Annotated in this window: 20 protein-coding genes; 13 read left to right on the plus strand and 7 right to left on the minus strand. The window is 38.7% G+C overall.

The window, feature by feature from the left end; translation table 11 throughout:
• Positions 1 to 281: 281 nt before the first annotated feature.
• Positions 282 to 875 carry an ATP-dependent Clp endopeptidase proteolytic subunit ClpP gene (gene clpP / locus KQI58_RS17170; protein ID WP_216410228.1) on the minus strand — a complete coding sequence of 198 codons (594 nt, stop codon included), beginning with the start codon at positions 873 to 875 and terminating at the stop codon, positions 282 to 284.
• A gap of 304 nt (positions 876 to 1,179) precedes the next feature.
• Between clpP and KQI58_RS17175 the strand changes: the two genes are divergently transcribed.
• The 5 genes from KQI58_RS17175 to KQI58_RS17195 all read left to right on the plus strand — a co-directional run bounded on the left by KQI58_RS17175 (position 1,180) and on the right by KQI58_RS17195 (position 6,023).
• The gene (locus tag KQI58_RS17175) at positions 1,180 to 1,695 is read left to right on the plus strand and encodes a hypothetical protein (RefSeq protein ID WP_216410229.1); all 516 of its coding nucleotides are present in this window, start codon (positions 1,180 to 1,182) and stop codon (positions 1,693 to 1,695) included.
• Between the two features lie 79 nt (positions 1,696 to 1,774).
• Positions 1,775 to 2,509, plus strand: a complete 735-nt coding sequence (locus tag KQI58_RS17180) for a glycerophosphodiester phosphodiesterase (protein ID WP_216410230.1) — start codon at positions 1,775 to 1,777, stop codon at positions 2,507 to 2,509.
• The gene (gene miaA / locus KQI58_RS17185; RefSeq protein WP_216410231.1) at positions 2,506 to 3,450 is read left to right on the plus strand and encodes a tRNA (adenosine(37)-N6)-dimethylallyltransferase MiaA; all 945 of its coding nucleotides are present in this window, start codon (positions 2,506 to 2,508) and stop codon (positions 3,448 to 3,450) included. Before KQI58_RS17180 ends, miaA begins: the two co-directional genes overlap by 4 nt.
• Positions 3,451 to 3,538: 88 nt before the next feature.
• Positions 3,539 to 4,783: a GTPase HflX gene (gene hflX / locus KQI58_RS17190; RefSeq protein WP_216410232.1), complete on the plus strand. Its 1,245-nt coding sequence runs from the start codon at positions 3,539 to 3,541 to the stop codon at positions 4,781 to 4,783.
• Entirely contained in the window at positions 4,767 to 6,023 is a 1,257-nt protein-coding gene (locus KQI58_RS17195; protein WP_216410233.1) for an aminotransferase class I/II-fold pyridoxal phosphate-dependent enzyme, read from the plus strand. Before hflX ends, KQI58_RS17195 begins: the two co-directional genes overlap by 17 nt.
• Before the next feature lie 28 nt (positions 6,024 to 6,051).
• On the opposite strand, the gene KQI58_RS17200 is transcribed toward KQI58_RS17195, so the two are convergent.
• Positions 6,052 to 6,225: a hypothetical protein gene (locus KQI58_RS17200; protein ID WP_216410234.1), complete on the minus strand. Its 174-nt coding sequence runs from the start codon at positions 6,223 to 6,225 to the stop codon at positions 6,052 to 6,054.
• Positions 6,226 to 6,414: 189 nt separating this feature from the next.
• Here KQI58_RS17200 and KQI58_RS17205 point away from each other — a divergent pair, with 189 nt between their 5' ends.
• On the plus strand, positions 6,415 to 6,795 hold the full coding sequence (locus KQI58_RS17205; protein ID WP_010744471.1) for a MerR family transcriptional regulator: 381 nt from the start codon (positions 6,415 to 6,417) through the stop codon (positions 6,793 to 6,795).
• 48 nt (positions 6,796 to 6,843) lie between these two features.
• Positions 6,844 to 8,184, plus strand: coding sequence for a type I glutamate--ammonia ligase (glnA, locus tag KQI58_RS17210; RefSeq protein ID WP_216410235.1), 1,341 nt, complete (start codon positions 6,844 to 6,846; stop codon positions 8,182 to 8,184).
• A 79-nt stretch (positions 8,185 to 8,263) separates the two neighbouring features.
• Here the strand turns inward: glnA and KQI58_RS17215 are convergent, their stop codons facing one another.
• Both KQI58_RS17215 and KQI58_RS17220 read right to left on the minus strand, forming a co-directional pair.
• Positions 8,264 to 9,106, minus strand: a complete 843-nt coding sequence (locus tag KQI58_RS17215; RefSeq protein WP_216410236.1) for an ABC transporter permease — start codon at positions 9,104 to 9,106, stop codon at positions 8,264 to 8,266.
• The gene (locus tag KQI58_RS17220; RefSeq protein ID WP_216410237.1) at positions 9,087 to 9,842 is read right to left on the minus strand and encodes an ABC transporter ATP-binding protein; all 756 of its coding nucleotides are present in this window, start codon (positions 9,840 to 9,842) and stop codon (positions 9,087 to 9,089) included. Before KQI58_RS17220 ends, KQI58_RS17215 begins: the two co-directional genes overlap by 20 nt.
• Before the next feature lie 248 nt (positions 9,843 to 10,090).
• Between KQI58_RS17220 and KQI58_RS17225 the strand changes: the two genes are divergently transcribed.
• A complete protein-coding gene (locus KQI58_RS17225; protein ID WP_216410238.1) occupies positions 10,091 to 10,825 on the plus strand; it encodes a class I SAM-dependent methyltransferase in 735 nt (244 codons plus the stop codon).
• Between the two features lie 19 nt (positions 10,826 to 10,844).
• Here the strand turns inward: KQI58_RS17225 and KQI58_RS17230 are convergent, their stop codons facing one another.
• Together KQI58_RS17230 and KQI58_RS17235 are read right to left on the minus strand one after the other, a co-directional pair.
• Positions 10,845 to 11,270 (minus strand): DUF3021 family protein, encoded by a 426-nt coding sequence (locus KQI58_RS17230; protein ID WP_216410239.1) that lies wholly within the window; start codon positions 11,268 to 11,270, stop codon positions 10,845 to 10,847.
• Complete coding sequence (locus KQI58_RS17235) at positions 11,267 to 11,716, minus strand: LytTR family DNA-binding domain-containing protein (RefSeq protein WP_216410240.1); 450 nt, start codon at positions 11,714 to 11,716, stop codon at positions 11,267 to 11,269. Before KQI58_RS17235 ends, KQI58_RS17230 begins: the two co-directional genes overlap by 4 nt.
• A gap of 140 nt (positions 11,717 to 11,856) precedes the next feature.
• Between KQI58_RS17235 and KQI58_RS17240 the strand changes: the two genes are divergently transcribed.
• The gene (locus KQI58_RS17240) at positions 11,857 to 12,429 is read left to right on the plus strand and encodes a GNAT family N-acetyltransferase (protein WP_216410241.1); all 573 of its coding nucleotides are present in this window, start codon (positions 11,857 to 11,859) and stop codon (positions 12,427 to 12,429) included.
• A 37-nt stretch (positions 12,430 to 12,466) separates the two neighbouring features.
• Here the strand turns inward: KQI58_RS17240 and KQI58_RS17245 are convergent, their stop codons facing one another.
• Entirely contained in the window at positions 12,467 to 12,934 is a 468-nt protein-coding gene (locus tag KQI58_RS17245; protein WP_216410242.1) for a TspO/MBR family protein, read from the minus strand.
• A 248-nt stretch (positions 12,935 to 13,182) separates the two neighbouring features.
• On the opposite strand from KQI58_RS17245, the gene KQI58_RS17250 reads away from it, so the two are divergent.
• From KQI58_RS17250 to KQI58_RS17265, 4 genes are all read left to right on the plus strand, one after another.
• The gene (locus tag KQI58_RS17250; RefSeq protein WP_010739601.1) at positions 13,183 to 13,452 is read left to right on the plus strand and encodes an IreB family regulatory phosphoprotein; all 270 of its coding nucleotides are present in this window, start codon (positions 13,183 to 13,185) and stop codon (positions 13,450 to 13,452) included.
• Complete coding sequence (gene ruvX / locus KQI58_RS17255) at positions 13,449 to 13,877, plus strand: Holliday junction resolvase RuvX (protein ID WP_016181985.1); 429 nt, start codon at positions 13,449 to 13,451, stop codon at positions 13,875 to 13,877. Before KQI58_RS17250 ends, ruvX begins: the two co-directional genes overlap by 4 nt.
• A 15-nt stretch (positions 13,878 to 13,892) precedes the next feature.
• A complete protein-coding gene (locus KQI58_RS17260) occupies positions 13,893 to 14,216 on the plus strand; it encodes a DUF1292 domain-containing protein (protein WP_086305741.1) in 324 nt (107 codons plus the stop codon).
• A gap of 611 nt (positions 14,217 to 14,827) precedes the next feature.
• Positions 14,828 to 15,931: an alpha-hydroxy-acid oxidizing protein gene (locus tag KQI58_RS17265; RefSeq protein WP_216410243.1), complete on the plus strand. Its 1,104-nt coding sequence runs from the start codon at positions 14,828 to 14,830 to the stop codon at positions 15,929 to 15,931.
• The last annotated feature ends 91 nt before the right edge of the window (positions 15,932 to 16,022 follow it).

The raw sequence follows: 16,022 nt of genomic DNA on the forward strand, positions 1-16,022 counted from the left end.
TTCTTTTCTTTCTAGCCATCGTGTACTCACCTCTTGATCTTATTGTAGAAAAAGAAAAACCGCGAAGCAACCACCTACCTAGGATTAATGGTTACTTACACGGTTTATATTACACTCTCTTTTCATATGAATAACTTGCCTTACAGCAGGTATATCCATGTCCGGTTTCACGAACTAGCTTTTCTACGTAAGCTACGCATACAGTTACTGCTAAACTTCATTAAGCAGAACTAGCATATCGGCAATACGCTGAGCGAGTTCATGAAGCATTTCTTAATAGTCTAGCTTAATGAACTACTGTTTTCCATTACTTCATCGATTAATCCGTAAACCTTTGCTTCTTCGGCAGTCATGAAGTTGTCGCGATCTGTATCACGTTCGATGACTTCGATTGGTTGTCCAGTCCGTTCAGCCAAGATATTGTTCAAACGTTCGCGAGTTTTTAAGATGTGGCGAGCAGCAATTTCGATTTCAGTCGCTTGACCTTGCGCACCACCTAAAGGCTGGTGAATCATGATCTCAGCATTTGGTAAAGCAAAACGTTTGCCCTTCGCACCAGCAGTTAATAGGAAGCTTCCCATTGAAGCTGCCATACCAAGTACAATTGTTTGAACATCGGCTTTAACAAAATTCATCGTATCAAAAATGGCTAAGCCAGCAGACACGCTACCACCTGGAGAGTTAATGTAAAGATAAATATCTTTCTCAGAATCTTGGGCATCCAAGAAAAGTAATTGGGCGATTATGGTGTTCGCCATATCATCGTTTACCTCTCCGCTCAACATAATGATGCGGTCTTTCAATAAACGAGAATAAATGTCGTAAGCACGTTCGCCACGAGATGATTGTTCAATGACTGTAGGCACTAAATTCATAGTGAATCCTCCTTAAAATAGTATTCGTAGATTAGTTTAGCACAAACGAGGTTAGATTGCTAAAACATAAAGAAAGTATACAACGTTGGTCAGTTTTGGTCAAATAGAAGGCTTCGTTTTTTTAAACGGGTCAAACTATCCTAGAAACATGAAAATATGGTACTATTAATAGCGCAGAGAAGCGGATATCATTTTCACTTTTCCAATGTTCGAGAAAGTAACATTTTGGTGGAAAGATATACGGACTGAGAACTGGTTTTATTTGAAAAAATAATTCCATTACTATGAAACAGGAGGGAAAAACGTGGAAATCGCATTTATTGGACTAATCGGCGTATTGATCGGAGCAGGTATCACTGGGATTGCTGTTTTCTTTGTTTTTAAGTATATTGATTTACGCCATAAACGTGAAAGAGAGTTGGAACATCAGGTCAAAGAAATTGAGACAATTAATCTTCTGAATAAGAAAATCAACGAAATTTTATCTAAACGCAATGTTTTGATGCAAGATTACGTGACATTCAACTCGTTCGACGATTGTTACATTACAATTGATGATTTCATTTACTTGAATTCTTTTACCGCACAAAATAATTTTTACTTACCAAATTATTTGATTGAGGAGTTCTTTAAAAATATTTCGCATCGAAAAGTTATTTTATCTCCTGAAGAAACGGTCAAGATTGGCGGCTATACTTATAAAGGCGGTCGGATCGTTATGGAAACTTTTTCTGAACAATTGATTGAAATTTTAGACGAGAAAAGACAAAAGCTATCTCGTTCAACGAAACAACCTTTAAGTTATTTCAAAGCACAATAGCTTTTTATAAAACATGAGAACAGGTTTAAATTGGATTATTTTTTATAATAATTTGTGACTACGGACGAGGTGATACTAGATGACAGTAATTATTGCTCATCGTGGGAGTGCAGGAACCCATCCAGAGAATACGTTGCCTGCGTTCATGGAGGCAGTACGATCAGGTGCGGATGGAATTGAGCTGGATGTACATTTAACGGCGGATCAGCAATTAGTAGTTATCCATGATGAAAGCGTTGATCGTACTACGGATGGCAAGGGTTTGATTCGTGAATTAACATTAGAAGAAATCAAGAAGTTAGATGCCGGCAGTTGGTTCGACAAAAAATATCAAGCGACCAAGATATCAACGTTGCAAGAGGTTTTGAATTTACTATTGCAAATGCGGTTTCGAGGATTTTTATGTATTGAGATTAAGACTAATAAATTTCACTATCCAGGAATCGAGGAAAAAATTTCTCAAGTTATGACTAGCAAGGAATGGCCATTTGCTTATTGGTATACAAGCTTTAATGTTGATTCATTAAGAATTATGCATGAGTACGAACCAGAGGCGCAGTATGATTTGATTCAAAAAAATGATTTAGAAAAATATCAAATTGTTTTGGACAGTGAGTTTATTGAAGGGTTACATCCAAGTTCTGATTGGGTGAAGCAGCATCCTGAGATCGTCAAAAACTTTAAGAAGTCGATCCGACCTTGGACGCCAAACTTATATGAAACGTTAATGATGTGTTTTGAAAACAACTTGGCTGGCGTCATTACTGATTTTCCAGAAAAAGCAATTCGAACGAGAAGCAGGTTCAAGCAATGAAGGTAATTGCAATTGTAGGGCCAACAGCTGTTGGAAAAACGAGTTTAAGTATCGAGCTAGCAAAACAGTTTAATGGAGAAATCATCAGTGGCGATTCTATGCAGGTATATCGTGGATTAGATATTGGAACCGCTAAAGTTACGGCTGAGGAGATGGAAGGAATCCCACATCATTTGATTGATGTACGTGATGTTGACGAAAGCTACTCAGCGGCGGATTTTCAAAAGAGCGCCAGAGAAGCGATTCAAGAAATTAGTCAGCGTGGAAAGTTACCAATTATTGTTGGTGGGACAGGTCTCTACATCCAGTCCTTACTATGGGATTATAAGCTTGGCAGTGAGGGCGATCCAGAAGATGATTCAATTCGTAAGAACTATGAAGCTTTTGCCGAAGAAAACGGAAATCTGGCGTTGTGGGAGAAGCTACAGCGGATCGATCCCCTAGCCGCGGAGAAGATTCATTACAATAATCGTAAGAAGATGATTCGAGCATTAGAGGTTTTCGAGTTAACCGGGCATTCTATTTTAGAACCAAAGGAACAGCCAAAGGAACTCTACGATAGTTTTCTGATCGGTTTAAATACGGATCGGTCGATTTTGTATCAACGGATCAACCAACGTGTGGATCTCATGGTAGAACAAGGGTTGCTGGAAGAAGCTAAGAATTTGGCAAAAAATCCAACTGTTCAAGCTGCGCAGGGGATTGGCTATAAGGAGTTTTTTCCTTATTTTTCTGGCGGCTCTTCACTGGAAGCGGCGCTAGAGGAAGTAAAGCTGCATTCAAGACGTTATGCTAAGCGCCAACTGACTTGGTTTCGCAACCGTATGTCCGTTCATTGGTATGATTTGATTCAACAGCCGGAAATAATCGAAGAGATTGAAACAGAGATCGCTAATTGGTTAGCAAACGGCAGCCAGATTTCTCCAAATGAAGAAGAATAAGTAGCGTAGAATTGATTCATAAAATGCATTAGGAACTAGAATTTTTTCATTTTGAAAAATATCGTATTACTAAATAGGAGGAAACGGATTGTCAGAAAGAGTCATTTTAGTCGGCGTCGAGACAGACGAGAGTAAATATAATTATTTAGAATCAATGCATGAGTTGGCCGGACTAACCAAAACGGCTCATGGCGAAATAGTTTTTTCATTAACTCAAAAGCGTCCTAAAGTAGATCGGCAAACAATCATTGGGAAAGGGAAATTGGAGGAGCTGGCGCAGCTAGTAGATGCACATGAAGCTGAGTTAGTGATTTTCAATCACTCCTTATCACCTAGGCAGAGTCAAACAATCGAAGCACAGGTGGGCGTACCAGTAATTGATCGTATTCAACTCATTTTAGATATCTTCGCTCAGCGTGCGCGTTCCAAAGAGGGGAAATTGCAAGTTGAACTAGCGCAGCTAGACTATCTGTTACCGCGATTGGTTGGACAGGGGCAAAGCTTGTCTCGTCTTGGTGGCGGGATTGGTACACGTGGACCCGGGGAAACAAAATTAGAAACAGATCGTCGTCATATTCGCCGGCGTATTACTGCGATAAAAAAAGAGTTAAAAGAGGTCGAGGCACATCGTGAACGGAGTCGTCAAAAACGTCAACAATCCAGTATTTTCCAGATGGGCTTGATCGGTTATACAAATGCCGGTAAATCAACTATTTTAAATTTGTTGACGAATGCGGATACGTATTCTGAAGATCAGTTATTTGCGACCTTAGATCCGTTAACGAAGCGTTGGCATTTGCCTCAAGGGATGGAGACAACAATCACAGATACAGTAGGATTTATTCAGGATTTACCAACGCAATTAGTCGATGCTTTCCAATCAACGTTAGAAGAAAGCAAGGGGATGGATCTACTATTGCATATTGTAGACGCCAGTGCGGAAGATCGACAGCAGCAGGAAAAGACAGTGATTGATTTATTGAAAGAACTTGAAATGGATGATATTCCTATGCTGACGATATACAACAAGGCTGATCGAATCGATGAATTTTCTTTTGCACCGACTTTATTCCCAAGTGTCTTGATTTCTGCAAAGACTAACAAAGGCAAGGAACTATTAGCCGAGGCGATCAAACGAGAGATTATGAATCTACTGGAACCCTATATTCTGACTTTGAATGCAGATGAGGGGCAAGCTTTAAGCGAAATGAAACGAGAGACTCTTGTTCTAAGTGAAAACTTTGACGAAGAAAATGAGCAGTATATCATTCGGGGATTTGCGAAGAAAAAATCTCTTTGGTTTAGGAGAATGGAAGATGAACTGGACGACTAAGCTAGCACCAGAGCTGGTTGAAAAAATCGATCAAATCGATCAAAAAATTGCCGGACGGCTACAGGAAGTACGAGAAGTTGCTTTGTCGAATCAGGCAAAAGTATTAACGGCTTTTCGTGAGAATCATGTATCGGAAAGTCATTTTCTGCCATCAACTGGTTATGGAAATGATGATCAGGGGCGAGACGTTTTGGAGGCTGTTTATGCGCAGACATTTGGTACTGAAGCTGCCTTAGTTCGTCCTCAAATTGTTTCGGGAACCCACGCAATTGCGACCTCGCTATTTGGTGTTTTGCGTCCTGGTGATGATTTATTGTATATCACGGGAACTCCTTATGACACATTATTAGAGGTTATAGGGGTTCAAGGCAATGGCATCGGATCGTTCAGGGAGTACAATATTGGTTACGACAAGGTAGATCTTTTGGAAGATGGAAATGTCAATTTTGCCAGTGTAAAGGAAAAAATTACTGACAAAACGAAGGTGATCGCGATTCAACGCTCACGTGGGTATGCTTCACGTCCATCCTTTACCATCGAGAAAATCAAAGAGATGTGTGATTTTGTCAAAAGTATTGCGCCAAATATCGTAATCTTTGTTGATAATTGCTACGGTGAATTTGCGGAGTTATTAGAGCCTACCCAATTTGGCGCGGATCTTATGGCAGGTTCACTGATCAAAAATCCTGGTGGTGGGATTGCTAAAACTGGGGGTTATATTGCTGGGAAACAAGCGCTAATTGAACGATGTGCCTATCGTTTAACCACTCCTGGAGTAGGAGCTGAAGGGGGGGCTATGTTAGGCAGCGTCTTTGATATGCTGCAGGGCTTTTTTTTAGCACCGCATGTCGTGAGTCAAGCGATTCAAGGGGCGATTTTCTCTTCGGCGTTGTTAGCTGAATATCAGTTAGAATCGACACCCAAATGGAATCAACCACGAACAGATTTGATTCAATTAATTGATTTCCGTGATCGTGAAAAAATGATTCAATTCTGCCAAGCAATCCAAAAATATTCGCCAATTGATGCGTATGTTGCCCCGATACCTTCTTATATGGCAGGCTATGAAGATGATATCATCATGGCTGCGGGAACATTTGTCCAAGGGGCAAGTATCGAGTTGAGTGCAGATGGTCCGTTGAGAGAACCATATTCACTTTACTTACAGGGTGGTTTAACTTTCGAACATGTTAAAGTTGCAGTAACCAATGCTGTAAATGAAGTTTATCATCAATCATAAAACCGAAATCCTAGCGATTTCGGTTTTTTTATACATTTTTCCTTTCTAACGCTTCTTCCAAGAAGGAAAACTCTAAATCCTGATCAAAACGGATCAAATACGTACGGCTTTCAAGTGAGTAGCTTTTGATGATCCCAATGTATCTAGCTAGAGGGAAGTTTTGTTTTATTTGAACTAACTCACCGATGTTAAACTTATGCATCTCTGTCTCCCACCTTTTTTTACCTAGTATAGCAAATTTTTTACTACAAAAAAGCCTAGTATAATCGGGTTTTATTGTAAAAAACGAACATTCTATAATTCTATGTAAGAAAATCTAACATTACCCCTTGACGATTGGTCTATCAGATGGTATTCTTTTTCCAACATCAAAAAACAAGGAGGAGATGTTATGCGGGAAAAAGAATTGCGACGTTCGCTTGCTGTTTTTCCAATTGGTACAGTTATGAAGTTAACAGATTTGACTGCAAGACAGATACGGTACTATGAGGAGCAAGAATTGATTCACCCAGAACGAAGTGAAGGTAACCGTAGGATGTATTCTCTAAATGACATTGATGTACTGCTAGAAATTAAAGACTATTTATCTGATGGACTTAACATGGCAGGGATCAAACGTGTCTATCAAATGCGTCAAGAAGAAGTCAAAGCTGCCAAAGAGAAGCCGCCATTAACTGATAAAGATGTTCGTCGTATTTTCTATGATGAAATGTTGACTCAAGGTGGTTTTCAGCAACAAAATCCATATCAATCACAAGGGCCTAAGCTGTAGTGATTGTGGAATATAAAAAAATGAAGTGCGAGGAAGGGATTAGATATTATGCCGAAAAAAGATCTGAACAAAGAGGATATCAAACGAATTGTAGAAGAAGAAAACGTCCGCTTTTTACGTCTGATGTTTACTGATGTTATTGGAACAATCAAAAACGTTGAAGTACCCGTTAGTCAATTGGAAAAAGTTTTAGACAACAAAATGATGTTCGACGGTTCATCAATTGAAGGGTTTGTACGTATCGAAGAAAGCGATATGTATTTATATCCAGACTTGTCTACTTGGATGATCTTCCCTTGGGAAAGTGATCATGGAAAAGTTGGTCGTTTAATCTGTGACATTTATAGCCCAGATGGGACACCATTCCCAGGAGACCCACGTGGAAACTTAAAACGTGTCTTAAAAGGAATGGAAGAATTTGGCTTCACATCATTTAACTTAGGACCTGAACCAGAATTTTTCCTATTCAAAATGGATGAAAATGGCGATCCTACATTGGACTTGAATGACAAGGGTGGTTACTTCGATTTTGCGCCGACTGACTTGGGAGAAAATTGCCGTCGCGATATCGTTTTAGAGCTTGAAAGCTTGGGATTTGAAGTAGAAGCTTCTCACCATGAAGTAGCTCCAGGGCAACACGAGATTGATTTCAAATATGCAGATGCCATCGAAGCTTGTGACAATATTCAAACATTCAAGTTAGTGGTTAAAACGATTGCTCGTAAACATGGTCTACATGCGACATTTATGCCAAAACCTCTGTATGGTATTAATGGTTCTGGTATGCACTGCAATATGTCACTATTCAATGATGAAGGCAATGTCTTCTATGACGAAGATGGTCCAATGAAGTTAAGCAAAACGGCGTACCAATTCTTAGCAGGTCTTTTAAAACACGCGCGTGCATACACGGCAGTATGTAATCCGATTGTTAACTCTTATAAACGTTTAGTTCCTGGTTTTGAAGCCCCTGTTTATGTGGCTTGGAGTGGACGTAATCGTTCTCCTCTGATTCGTATTCCTGAGTCTCGCGGCTTGTCTACGCGTTTGGAATTACGTTCAGTTGACCCAGCTGCTAACCCATATCTAACAATGGCGGTTCTATTAGAAGCTGGTTTAGATGGTATTCGCAATGACTTGACTCCACCGGCAGCAGTTGATCGCAACATCTATGTGATGACTGAAGAAGAACGTAAAGAAGCAGAAATTTACGATTTGCCTTCTACAATCCACAATGCGATTAAAGCATTGCGCGAAGATCAAACAATGATTGATGCACTAGGAAGTCATATCTATACGAACTTCAATGAAGCAAAACGTATGGAATGGGCAGCTTTCCGTCAAACTGTCTCAGAATGGGAACGCGATCAATATTTAGAACTTTATTAATCCTAACTCGCAAAACTCTTGAGGAAATCCTCAAGAGTTTTTTTGCAACGAAAGCAAGATTATCCGTTAGAGATATAAATTATCGCTTTACTTCTACGCGTTTGACATTCCACAAAGCAAGTACTAGAAACAGACAACTCGAAAGAAGTAAGATAGCGATCGGAAGAATCATATCATTTTGCCCGTTCATGATGATTCCTAGTTCTTCTTTTATTGTAGGCATTGCAGGTTTGTCCGCAGCGGTAAAGACATTTTCAGTTAATATTTGACGAATCAGTACAACGCCACTGGTCAATGGGAAATATTGGACAACCGTTTGCGCCATGTCAGGTAGACTTCCGATAGGAACATAACATCCGGTAAGAAAACCAATCAGGGGACCAATCACAGAAGTCATAGTGGAAAAAGTATCTATACGTCGGAAAAAACTGGCAACAAAAAACATAAACGCGGAGGAACAAAAAACTGTAAGCAAACTAACGAAAAATAGCAAACCGAATTGTGACAAAGTCAGTAAATCGCCTTTTGAAAGAACCACAATATAGATTTCAGCAATTACAATAACAACGAGGGTGACTAATAATGAAATCAAGAAGGTGCTGAAGAAATAACCTAGCATGATCTTACTTTTAGAGATTGGTGAAATCATAAAATCCGTATAGACGTTTCGTTCCTTATCGCGAATCATCAAGCTGACCGAGCCGAGAGTGGAGCTGGCAGAGGCAATTGCGATTACACCAGCCAGCATCCAAGCATCGACAACTAGTCGTGGATGAGCAAGGACTGACAATGAGCTAACGATGCTGTCACCTAATAAAAAGACATATAGTACGACCATAATCAATGCACCAATAAATGATCCGATCACCGCTTGTTTGTTCTTAAAAAATAATAATAATCCTCTATAAACTAATGCATTCATAATGTTCTCTCCCTTTTTCAATAATTGTTAAAAAGACATCTTCTAATGTTAAACAATGGTAATTTTGTTTTAATGCGTCTGGAGCATCACATGCCATTACTTGACCAGCATCTAACATCAGAATATTGTCTGAGTCACGAGCTTCTTCCATGTAATGGGTAGTCAATACGACAGTCATATGATACTTTTCCTTTAACCTGTGAATCAGCTGCCACATATCAGCTCGAGAGCTGATGTCGAGACCTGTCGTTGGCTCATCTAAGAATAGTAGTGACGGTCTATTGAGCAGTGCTCGTGCAATATCAACTTTTCTTTTTTCACCGCCGGATAGTACGCCGTACCGTTTGTTTAGTAAATGGCTTGCTTGAACATCTTCTAGTTTTTGTTTGGCTAAAGATTTAGCTTCTTTCCAGTTATTTGTATAAAAGTATGCCCGTAGGAATAAATTTTCTTTTACGGATAAATCTGGATCCAAAATGCTGTTTTGAAAGACCACGGAAATCATTGATTTGCGTTTAATGGAATCCGAATCAAGTTTTGTTCCTTCAAACAGGATTTCTCCATTGTCAGGTTTTGCTAAGCCGAGTATTAAAGAGATTAAGGTCGATTTTCCAGCACCATTTGGCCCGAGAATTGAAAATAATTCTCCTTCCTTGATCGAAAATGAAATAGATTTTAGCACTTCTTGTTGGTTATATTGCTTGCTTAGATTAATGATTTTTACAAGTTCTTTCATGATAATAGCTCCTTTTATTTATTAGCCTTATTTTTACTAGCAGATTTTTGAAGAACCAGCATTTTTTGTTCTTCTTGATAAATCCACTATAATCAACTATTTTTGCAGAAACAATGGCATTTCTCTAAGTGGTCGATAACTGCTTCTAAGGTGAATAAAACTACAAAAAATTTAGATAAGTTCTATAAGAAAGTAGTTCTTCGTAAGGGATTTGCTATAATAAAGGAATAAATATGTGAGGTGAGAGGATGAAGGATAACTATAGTACGTTTGCATATGATTACGATGAGTTCGGAGAAATTGATCATTATTTGGGAGCGGAAAAAACTTTTTTTAAATCTCTTTTTGCGAAGCATCAGGTCGAGAGTGTTTTAGATTGTGCCTGCGGAACAGGGCAGCATCTTTATATGATGTCTGAATTAGGGGTAAAGGTAGTAGGTTCAGATTATTCCCAAGCGATGTTGGAGGTGGCTGAAAAGAACCTATCAGAAAGAGGAAAAGAAATACCATTGCATCAATGCGATTTTCGATTTTTAGAAGAGATATACAAAGACAAGTTCGATGCAATTGTCTGCCTAACGACCGCATTACCACACTTACACACGGAGATAGACTTGATCACAGCTCTAAAATCCATGAAGGCTCGTCTTAAGGATGGTGGATTATTGGTTTTAACTCAGGGTACGACGCATCGTAATTTGACGCTGCCGCCAATAGAGGTGGTTGTTAATCGTGAAGATTTTTCTCGTATCTTTGTAAAGGAACAAGATGATCAATTTCAGACGATTCATGTATTGGATTTGTATCACTCACCGAAACGCATGGAAAATAATCAATATGACATCGTTTATAAAATCATTCTTGATGACGAGTATCGTGCATTATTGACTGAGGCTGGCTTTAAACAAATTCAAATTTACGGCGATTATGAAGGAACCCCCTATGATAAAGAAAGTACACGATTGATCGTTGTTGCACAGTAGCGAGTAAAGGAGAACCAGATTACTCTGATTCTCCTTTACTTGCTTCATTTTGTTGTTGGATGAGTTCATTTATTTCGTTAGCCTCTTTTTTATCGTTGCTGTAAATAAAGAATTTGATAAAGGCGTAAATCAGCAGGGTGATACCAAAATTTTTCATTAATCCAATGAAACCCAATCCCCAATTGTACAAAACATCACCGATTATGATTTGGATTAAAATCAATCCAATATAGATTACTTGGTTTATAACAATTCGGCGGTTTGAGTAATTCTCATTGTCTTCAATGATAAAACGCAGAAGTCCGGAGATGACCGAAACGACCAGCATGTATTCGATGATATCAAACAGTGTGTCTTTACTGATAAGTAAATTTATGGCGGCTAACAAGGTGAAGATCATAGAAGATAGACGAAAAACACTTTTTAGATAATCCACTAGCCTCATAGGCGTTTCCTCATTCCTAAACCTTTTTTCAAATCAGGAACATATTTTCTTGAAACAGCGACGCGCTCCTCATTTATCAATGTAGCCTCGAAGCGTCCACTGAAAGTAGGTGAAACAGCTTTAATGGCTTCAATATTTAGTAACAGTGATTTTCCAACACGAATAAACTTGTGCGGCAGCAGTTTTTCTTCTAGCTGGTAGAGCTTTTCGGCACTTTGACATACCAGATCCTTTGTATAAATAAAGCTCTTTTTATCAACTACTTCGATATAAAGAATATCTGAAAAAGGAATCTTGTAATGAGCGCCACTTTCTTCACCCACCAGAAAAAGTTTTTTCTCCTCTAGTATTGTTAAGACATTTTGCAGCGTATCAGTCACTTCATGAACCTTAAAGTTAGCCTTCTCTTCTTGTGAGGGGTTAATTATTTCAACCGAGGTCTTCAACAGAGCATCCTTTCTAGATCGTTTTCTATGGTTAAAAGTATAACAAGACGGTTTGATAGAGGTCAAATCAATAAAGCAGATTCTCGTGTAGTAACGTATAATGTGTAGTAGCTAGTATTTATGTAGAAAGGAAAGTATCTATGATAAAAGGAAATAAAATAATGCTGAAGGCAGCGACTGTAACAGATCGCCAACGAGTATACGAATGGTGCTTTCAATCAGAAACGACCAAATCCCATAGCGGACCGCCGGATTATCCTGAAAAAAAGATTGCGACTTTTAAAGAGTTTTACGAAGACTATTATGCGGAATATTATTTTAATGGAACGCAACCTGAGAAGGGACAAGGCTTTATCATTATGAATGATCAAGAAGCTGTGGGATTCATTAGTTATTCGGCTTTTCATTTGAAACCGCATTCTGCGGAGCTGGATATCTGGATGAAAGATGAAGCAAATTGTGGAAAAGGCTTCGGAAATGATGCGATTCTAACCTTGAGTAACTATTTAAATCAACAGTTTGCAATTAAACTTCTAATTCTCGCACCGTCAACTAAAAATATTCGAGCAATTAAATCCTATGAAAAATCAGGGTTCAAGCGCACAAACAAAAATATGGCTGAATTTCTTTCGGAAGATTATCAATCTCTTTATGGAGCTGGAGATTACGGCGTTACAGGAACAGCGATTTTGGTAAAGTGCTTTGCAAAGTAAAAAACTCCCGATTAAACGGAAGTCTTCTACGAAAAAGCTAATTTAAAATGGCTAATCCAAAGGAAAGATAGGTTGCATATATGATCCAAATCAGGTAAGGAATGAAGCAAATTGCTGCTCCTTTAGATGTAGCGCGAAACTCACGAATACTGAAAATAATCGTTATCAAAAGGAAAAGACTGATAAATGATGCGATCCAAAAGTGTGATCCACCGAAGAAAATGATACTCCAAATGAAATTAAGCACCAGTTGGATGCCAAAAAGAAAATAGGCAAGTGTTTTATTTTTTGGTACTTTGCTGTCAATGACTAGAAATAACGCTAGACCGATCAAAGCGTAAAGTACTGTCCAAATGATTCCAACGATATTTCCTGGCGGTGCCAAAAAGGGCTTATTTAGCTGAGCATAGACAGCAGGAATATCGCCAGCAAAAAATCCTGATATAGAACCTATCAATTCTACACCAATGATACAAGCGAGCAATTTAAAAAATCGATTTAACATAGTTTGCCTCCTTTATTATTGAAGCGTTGTTGTACTACAGGATACTCTATACTTAATCAGTATAACGAGGATTATCATCAAAAGAAAAAAAGATGCTTAAGAAAACTAATATAATCTTAGCAAAAGAATGTTATAATAATTCGGAAGATTTTCTAAAGCCAAGAGATTGGCAACTTGCAAAATTTGTAAGTTTTGTCTTCTTTTAGTAAAATGTAATTGTTGATAATTCCAAGGAGAGGTGTGAGAAAATGGGATACACAGATGAAACAGTCCGTTTTGATTTTGATGACAACCGTAAAAAAGAGATTAGCGAAACACTGACGATTGTCTACAATGCTTTAGCTGAAAAAGGCTATAACCCAATCAACCAAATCGTCGGCTATTTATTATCAGGAGATCCTGCGTATATTCCTCGTTATCAAGATGCACGAAACTTGATTCGTCGTCACGAGCGCGATGAAGTGATGGAAGTTTTAGTGAAATATTACTTGAAGGATCATGGTATAGATATTCGATGAGAGTAATGGGATTAGATGTCGGCTCAAAGACTGTCGGAATTGCGGTCAGCGATCCATTTGGCTGGACGGCTCAAGGAGTCGAGATCATCCGAATTGATGAAGAAAAAGGGAAGTTTGGCTTTGAACGCTTAGGTGAATTGGTCAAGGAATACCAAGTGACTAAGTTTGTGGTAGGGCTCCCTAAAAACATGAATAATTCGATTGGTCCTAGAGCAGAGGCTTCGATGGTTTATGCGGAAAAAATCAAAGAACTTTTTGATTTACCGGTAGAATTCCAGGACGAACGACTAACGACAGTGCAAGCTGAACGAATGTTGGTGGAACAAGCGGATGTCTCGCGATCAAAAAGAAAGAAAGTAATCGACAAACTTGCTGCGGTCATGATTCTACAAAATTATCTTGATCGAACGAGCAATAAACTTTAGAAAAGAGGAATAGATATGGCACATGAACACACACATGACCATGATCACGAGCACGATCATGACCACGAACATGAAGTAATTACTTTAGTGGATGATGAAGGAAATGAAACACTCTACGAAATTCTTTTGACAATCGATGGTCAAGAAGAATTTAATCGCAATTATGTACTGCTTTATCCAGCGGGTGCACCTGAAGATGAAGATGTTGAATTGCAAGCCTACGCATACGTTGAAAACGAAGACGGCAGCGAAGGTGAATTACAACAAATCGAAACGGACGCTGAATGGGATATGATTGAAGAAGTCTTCAATACATTCATGACTGAAGAAGAAGAATAGAGAAACAAGCGGAATCCTGATAAATGAGGATTCCGCTTTTATAATACAGAATTTATTTATTTTGTCTCATCTCCACTATAAACGAGAAAAGGCTGACGATAAAAAATGTCGGCAAGATAAAATGAATGAATGTGAATAAACTTAATTGCTCTTTTGCTAAATAACTACAAAGCGAAGCAATGGAACATAAACATCCCAAAGTTATCGCATGATCTAAATTATTTTTCAGAGATTTAATCATGAGGCCTTCCTCTCTTTAAAAGACGATGTATTTGAAAGTTGAATACCAATTGTCTAATCGACCATTCTCGTTTATTAAATGATAAATCAAAAAACTCTGTCTGTTTGATTTATGTCGTAAAAGAGGCATATTAGGTCGCAAACGTATGAAAAAGCGGAAGTTTAAATTCCTTTGAGAAAGCATTTTAGGATTTTACTAGAGGAAATGATAAGAGTATTGGATGATGAAAACGCCATTTTCTATTCGAATTCCATTATTATTTTAATGAATTATCAGCAAAACGACTGTACAAGCTAATCATTTGTTTCCTAACAAAGGAAAGCGTAACATTATTTGTATAAACGTTATCACTTTGGAGGTAGGAATTCAGATGGAGAAAATTTATCAAGCTAGCACAGCAGAAGGTGCAATCGATTTTATAAATATGTACGATCTAGAAGAAGCTGCGAAAGAGGTTATACCAAAAGGTGGTTATGGCTATATCAGCAGTGGTGCAGGAGATATTTTTACGTATCAAGAAAATGAAAGGGCTTTTAATCATAAGCTGATTATCCCTCACGTATTAAGAGATGTTGAATTGCCAGATACAAAGACGAAGTTCGACGGTGAGGAGTTAACTGTTCCCATTATTATGGCCCCCGTCGCTGCTCACGGGTTGGCGAATGTGGCAGCCGAACGAGCTTCAGCTAAAGGTGTAGCCCGTTTTGGGACCATTTATACGGCCAGCTCCTATGCCTCTTGTACTTTGGAAGAAATCCGTGAAGCTGGCGGAGAAGATGCCCCGCAATGGTTCCAATTTTATATGAGTAAGGATAATGGAATCAATCAAGATATTTTATCTATGGCAAAGCGCAATGGAGCGAAAGCAATTGTGTTGACTGCCGATGCAACTGTTGGAGGTAATCGTGAGACGGATCGACGCAATGGCTTTACTTTTCCTTTAGCAATGCCGATTGTTCAAGCGTATCAATCAGGAATTGGACAGACGATGGATGCAGTTTATGGCTCATCAAAACAAAAACTAAGTCCGAAAGATGTTGAATTTATTGCAAGTTATTCTGATCTTCCGGTTTATGTCAAAGGTGTTCAATCCGAAGAAGATGTCGAAAGAGCACTTAGTTCGGGAGCTTCAGGAATTTGGGTCTCCAACCATGGCGGACGTCAATTAGACGGTGGGCCAGCCTCCTTTGATTCGTTACAATATGTTGCCGATGCAGTGGCAGGAAGAGCGCCAATTGTTTTTGATAGCGGCGTCCGACGTGGTCAGCATGTCTTTAAGGCACTTGCTTCCGGTGCAGATCTAGTTGCAATTGGTCGACCTGCGATTTACGGATTGGCACTTGGTGGAGCTACTGGTGTACAGCAAGTCTTTGATTTCTTCAAAAGGGAACTGGAAATGGTGATGCAATTAGCTGGTACTCAAACGATAGAGGACATTAAAAAAATTGTTTTAAGAGAGAATCGTTACTTGTAAAAGAAGCTTTTTCTTTTATAATTTAACGAAGAGAATTTAAACTTAAACCACTATCCATGACTGATTTAGTAGAAACTCGAAACTTCAGATT

Source organism: Enterococcus raffinosus, assembly GCF_018917525.1.
Classification (GTDB): Bacteria; Bacillota; Bacilli; order Lactobacillales; family Enterococcaceae; genus Enterococcus_A; species Enterococcus_A raffinosus_A.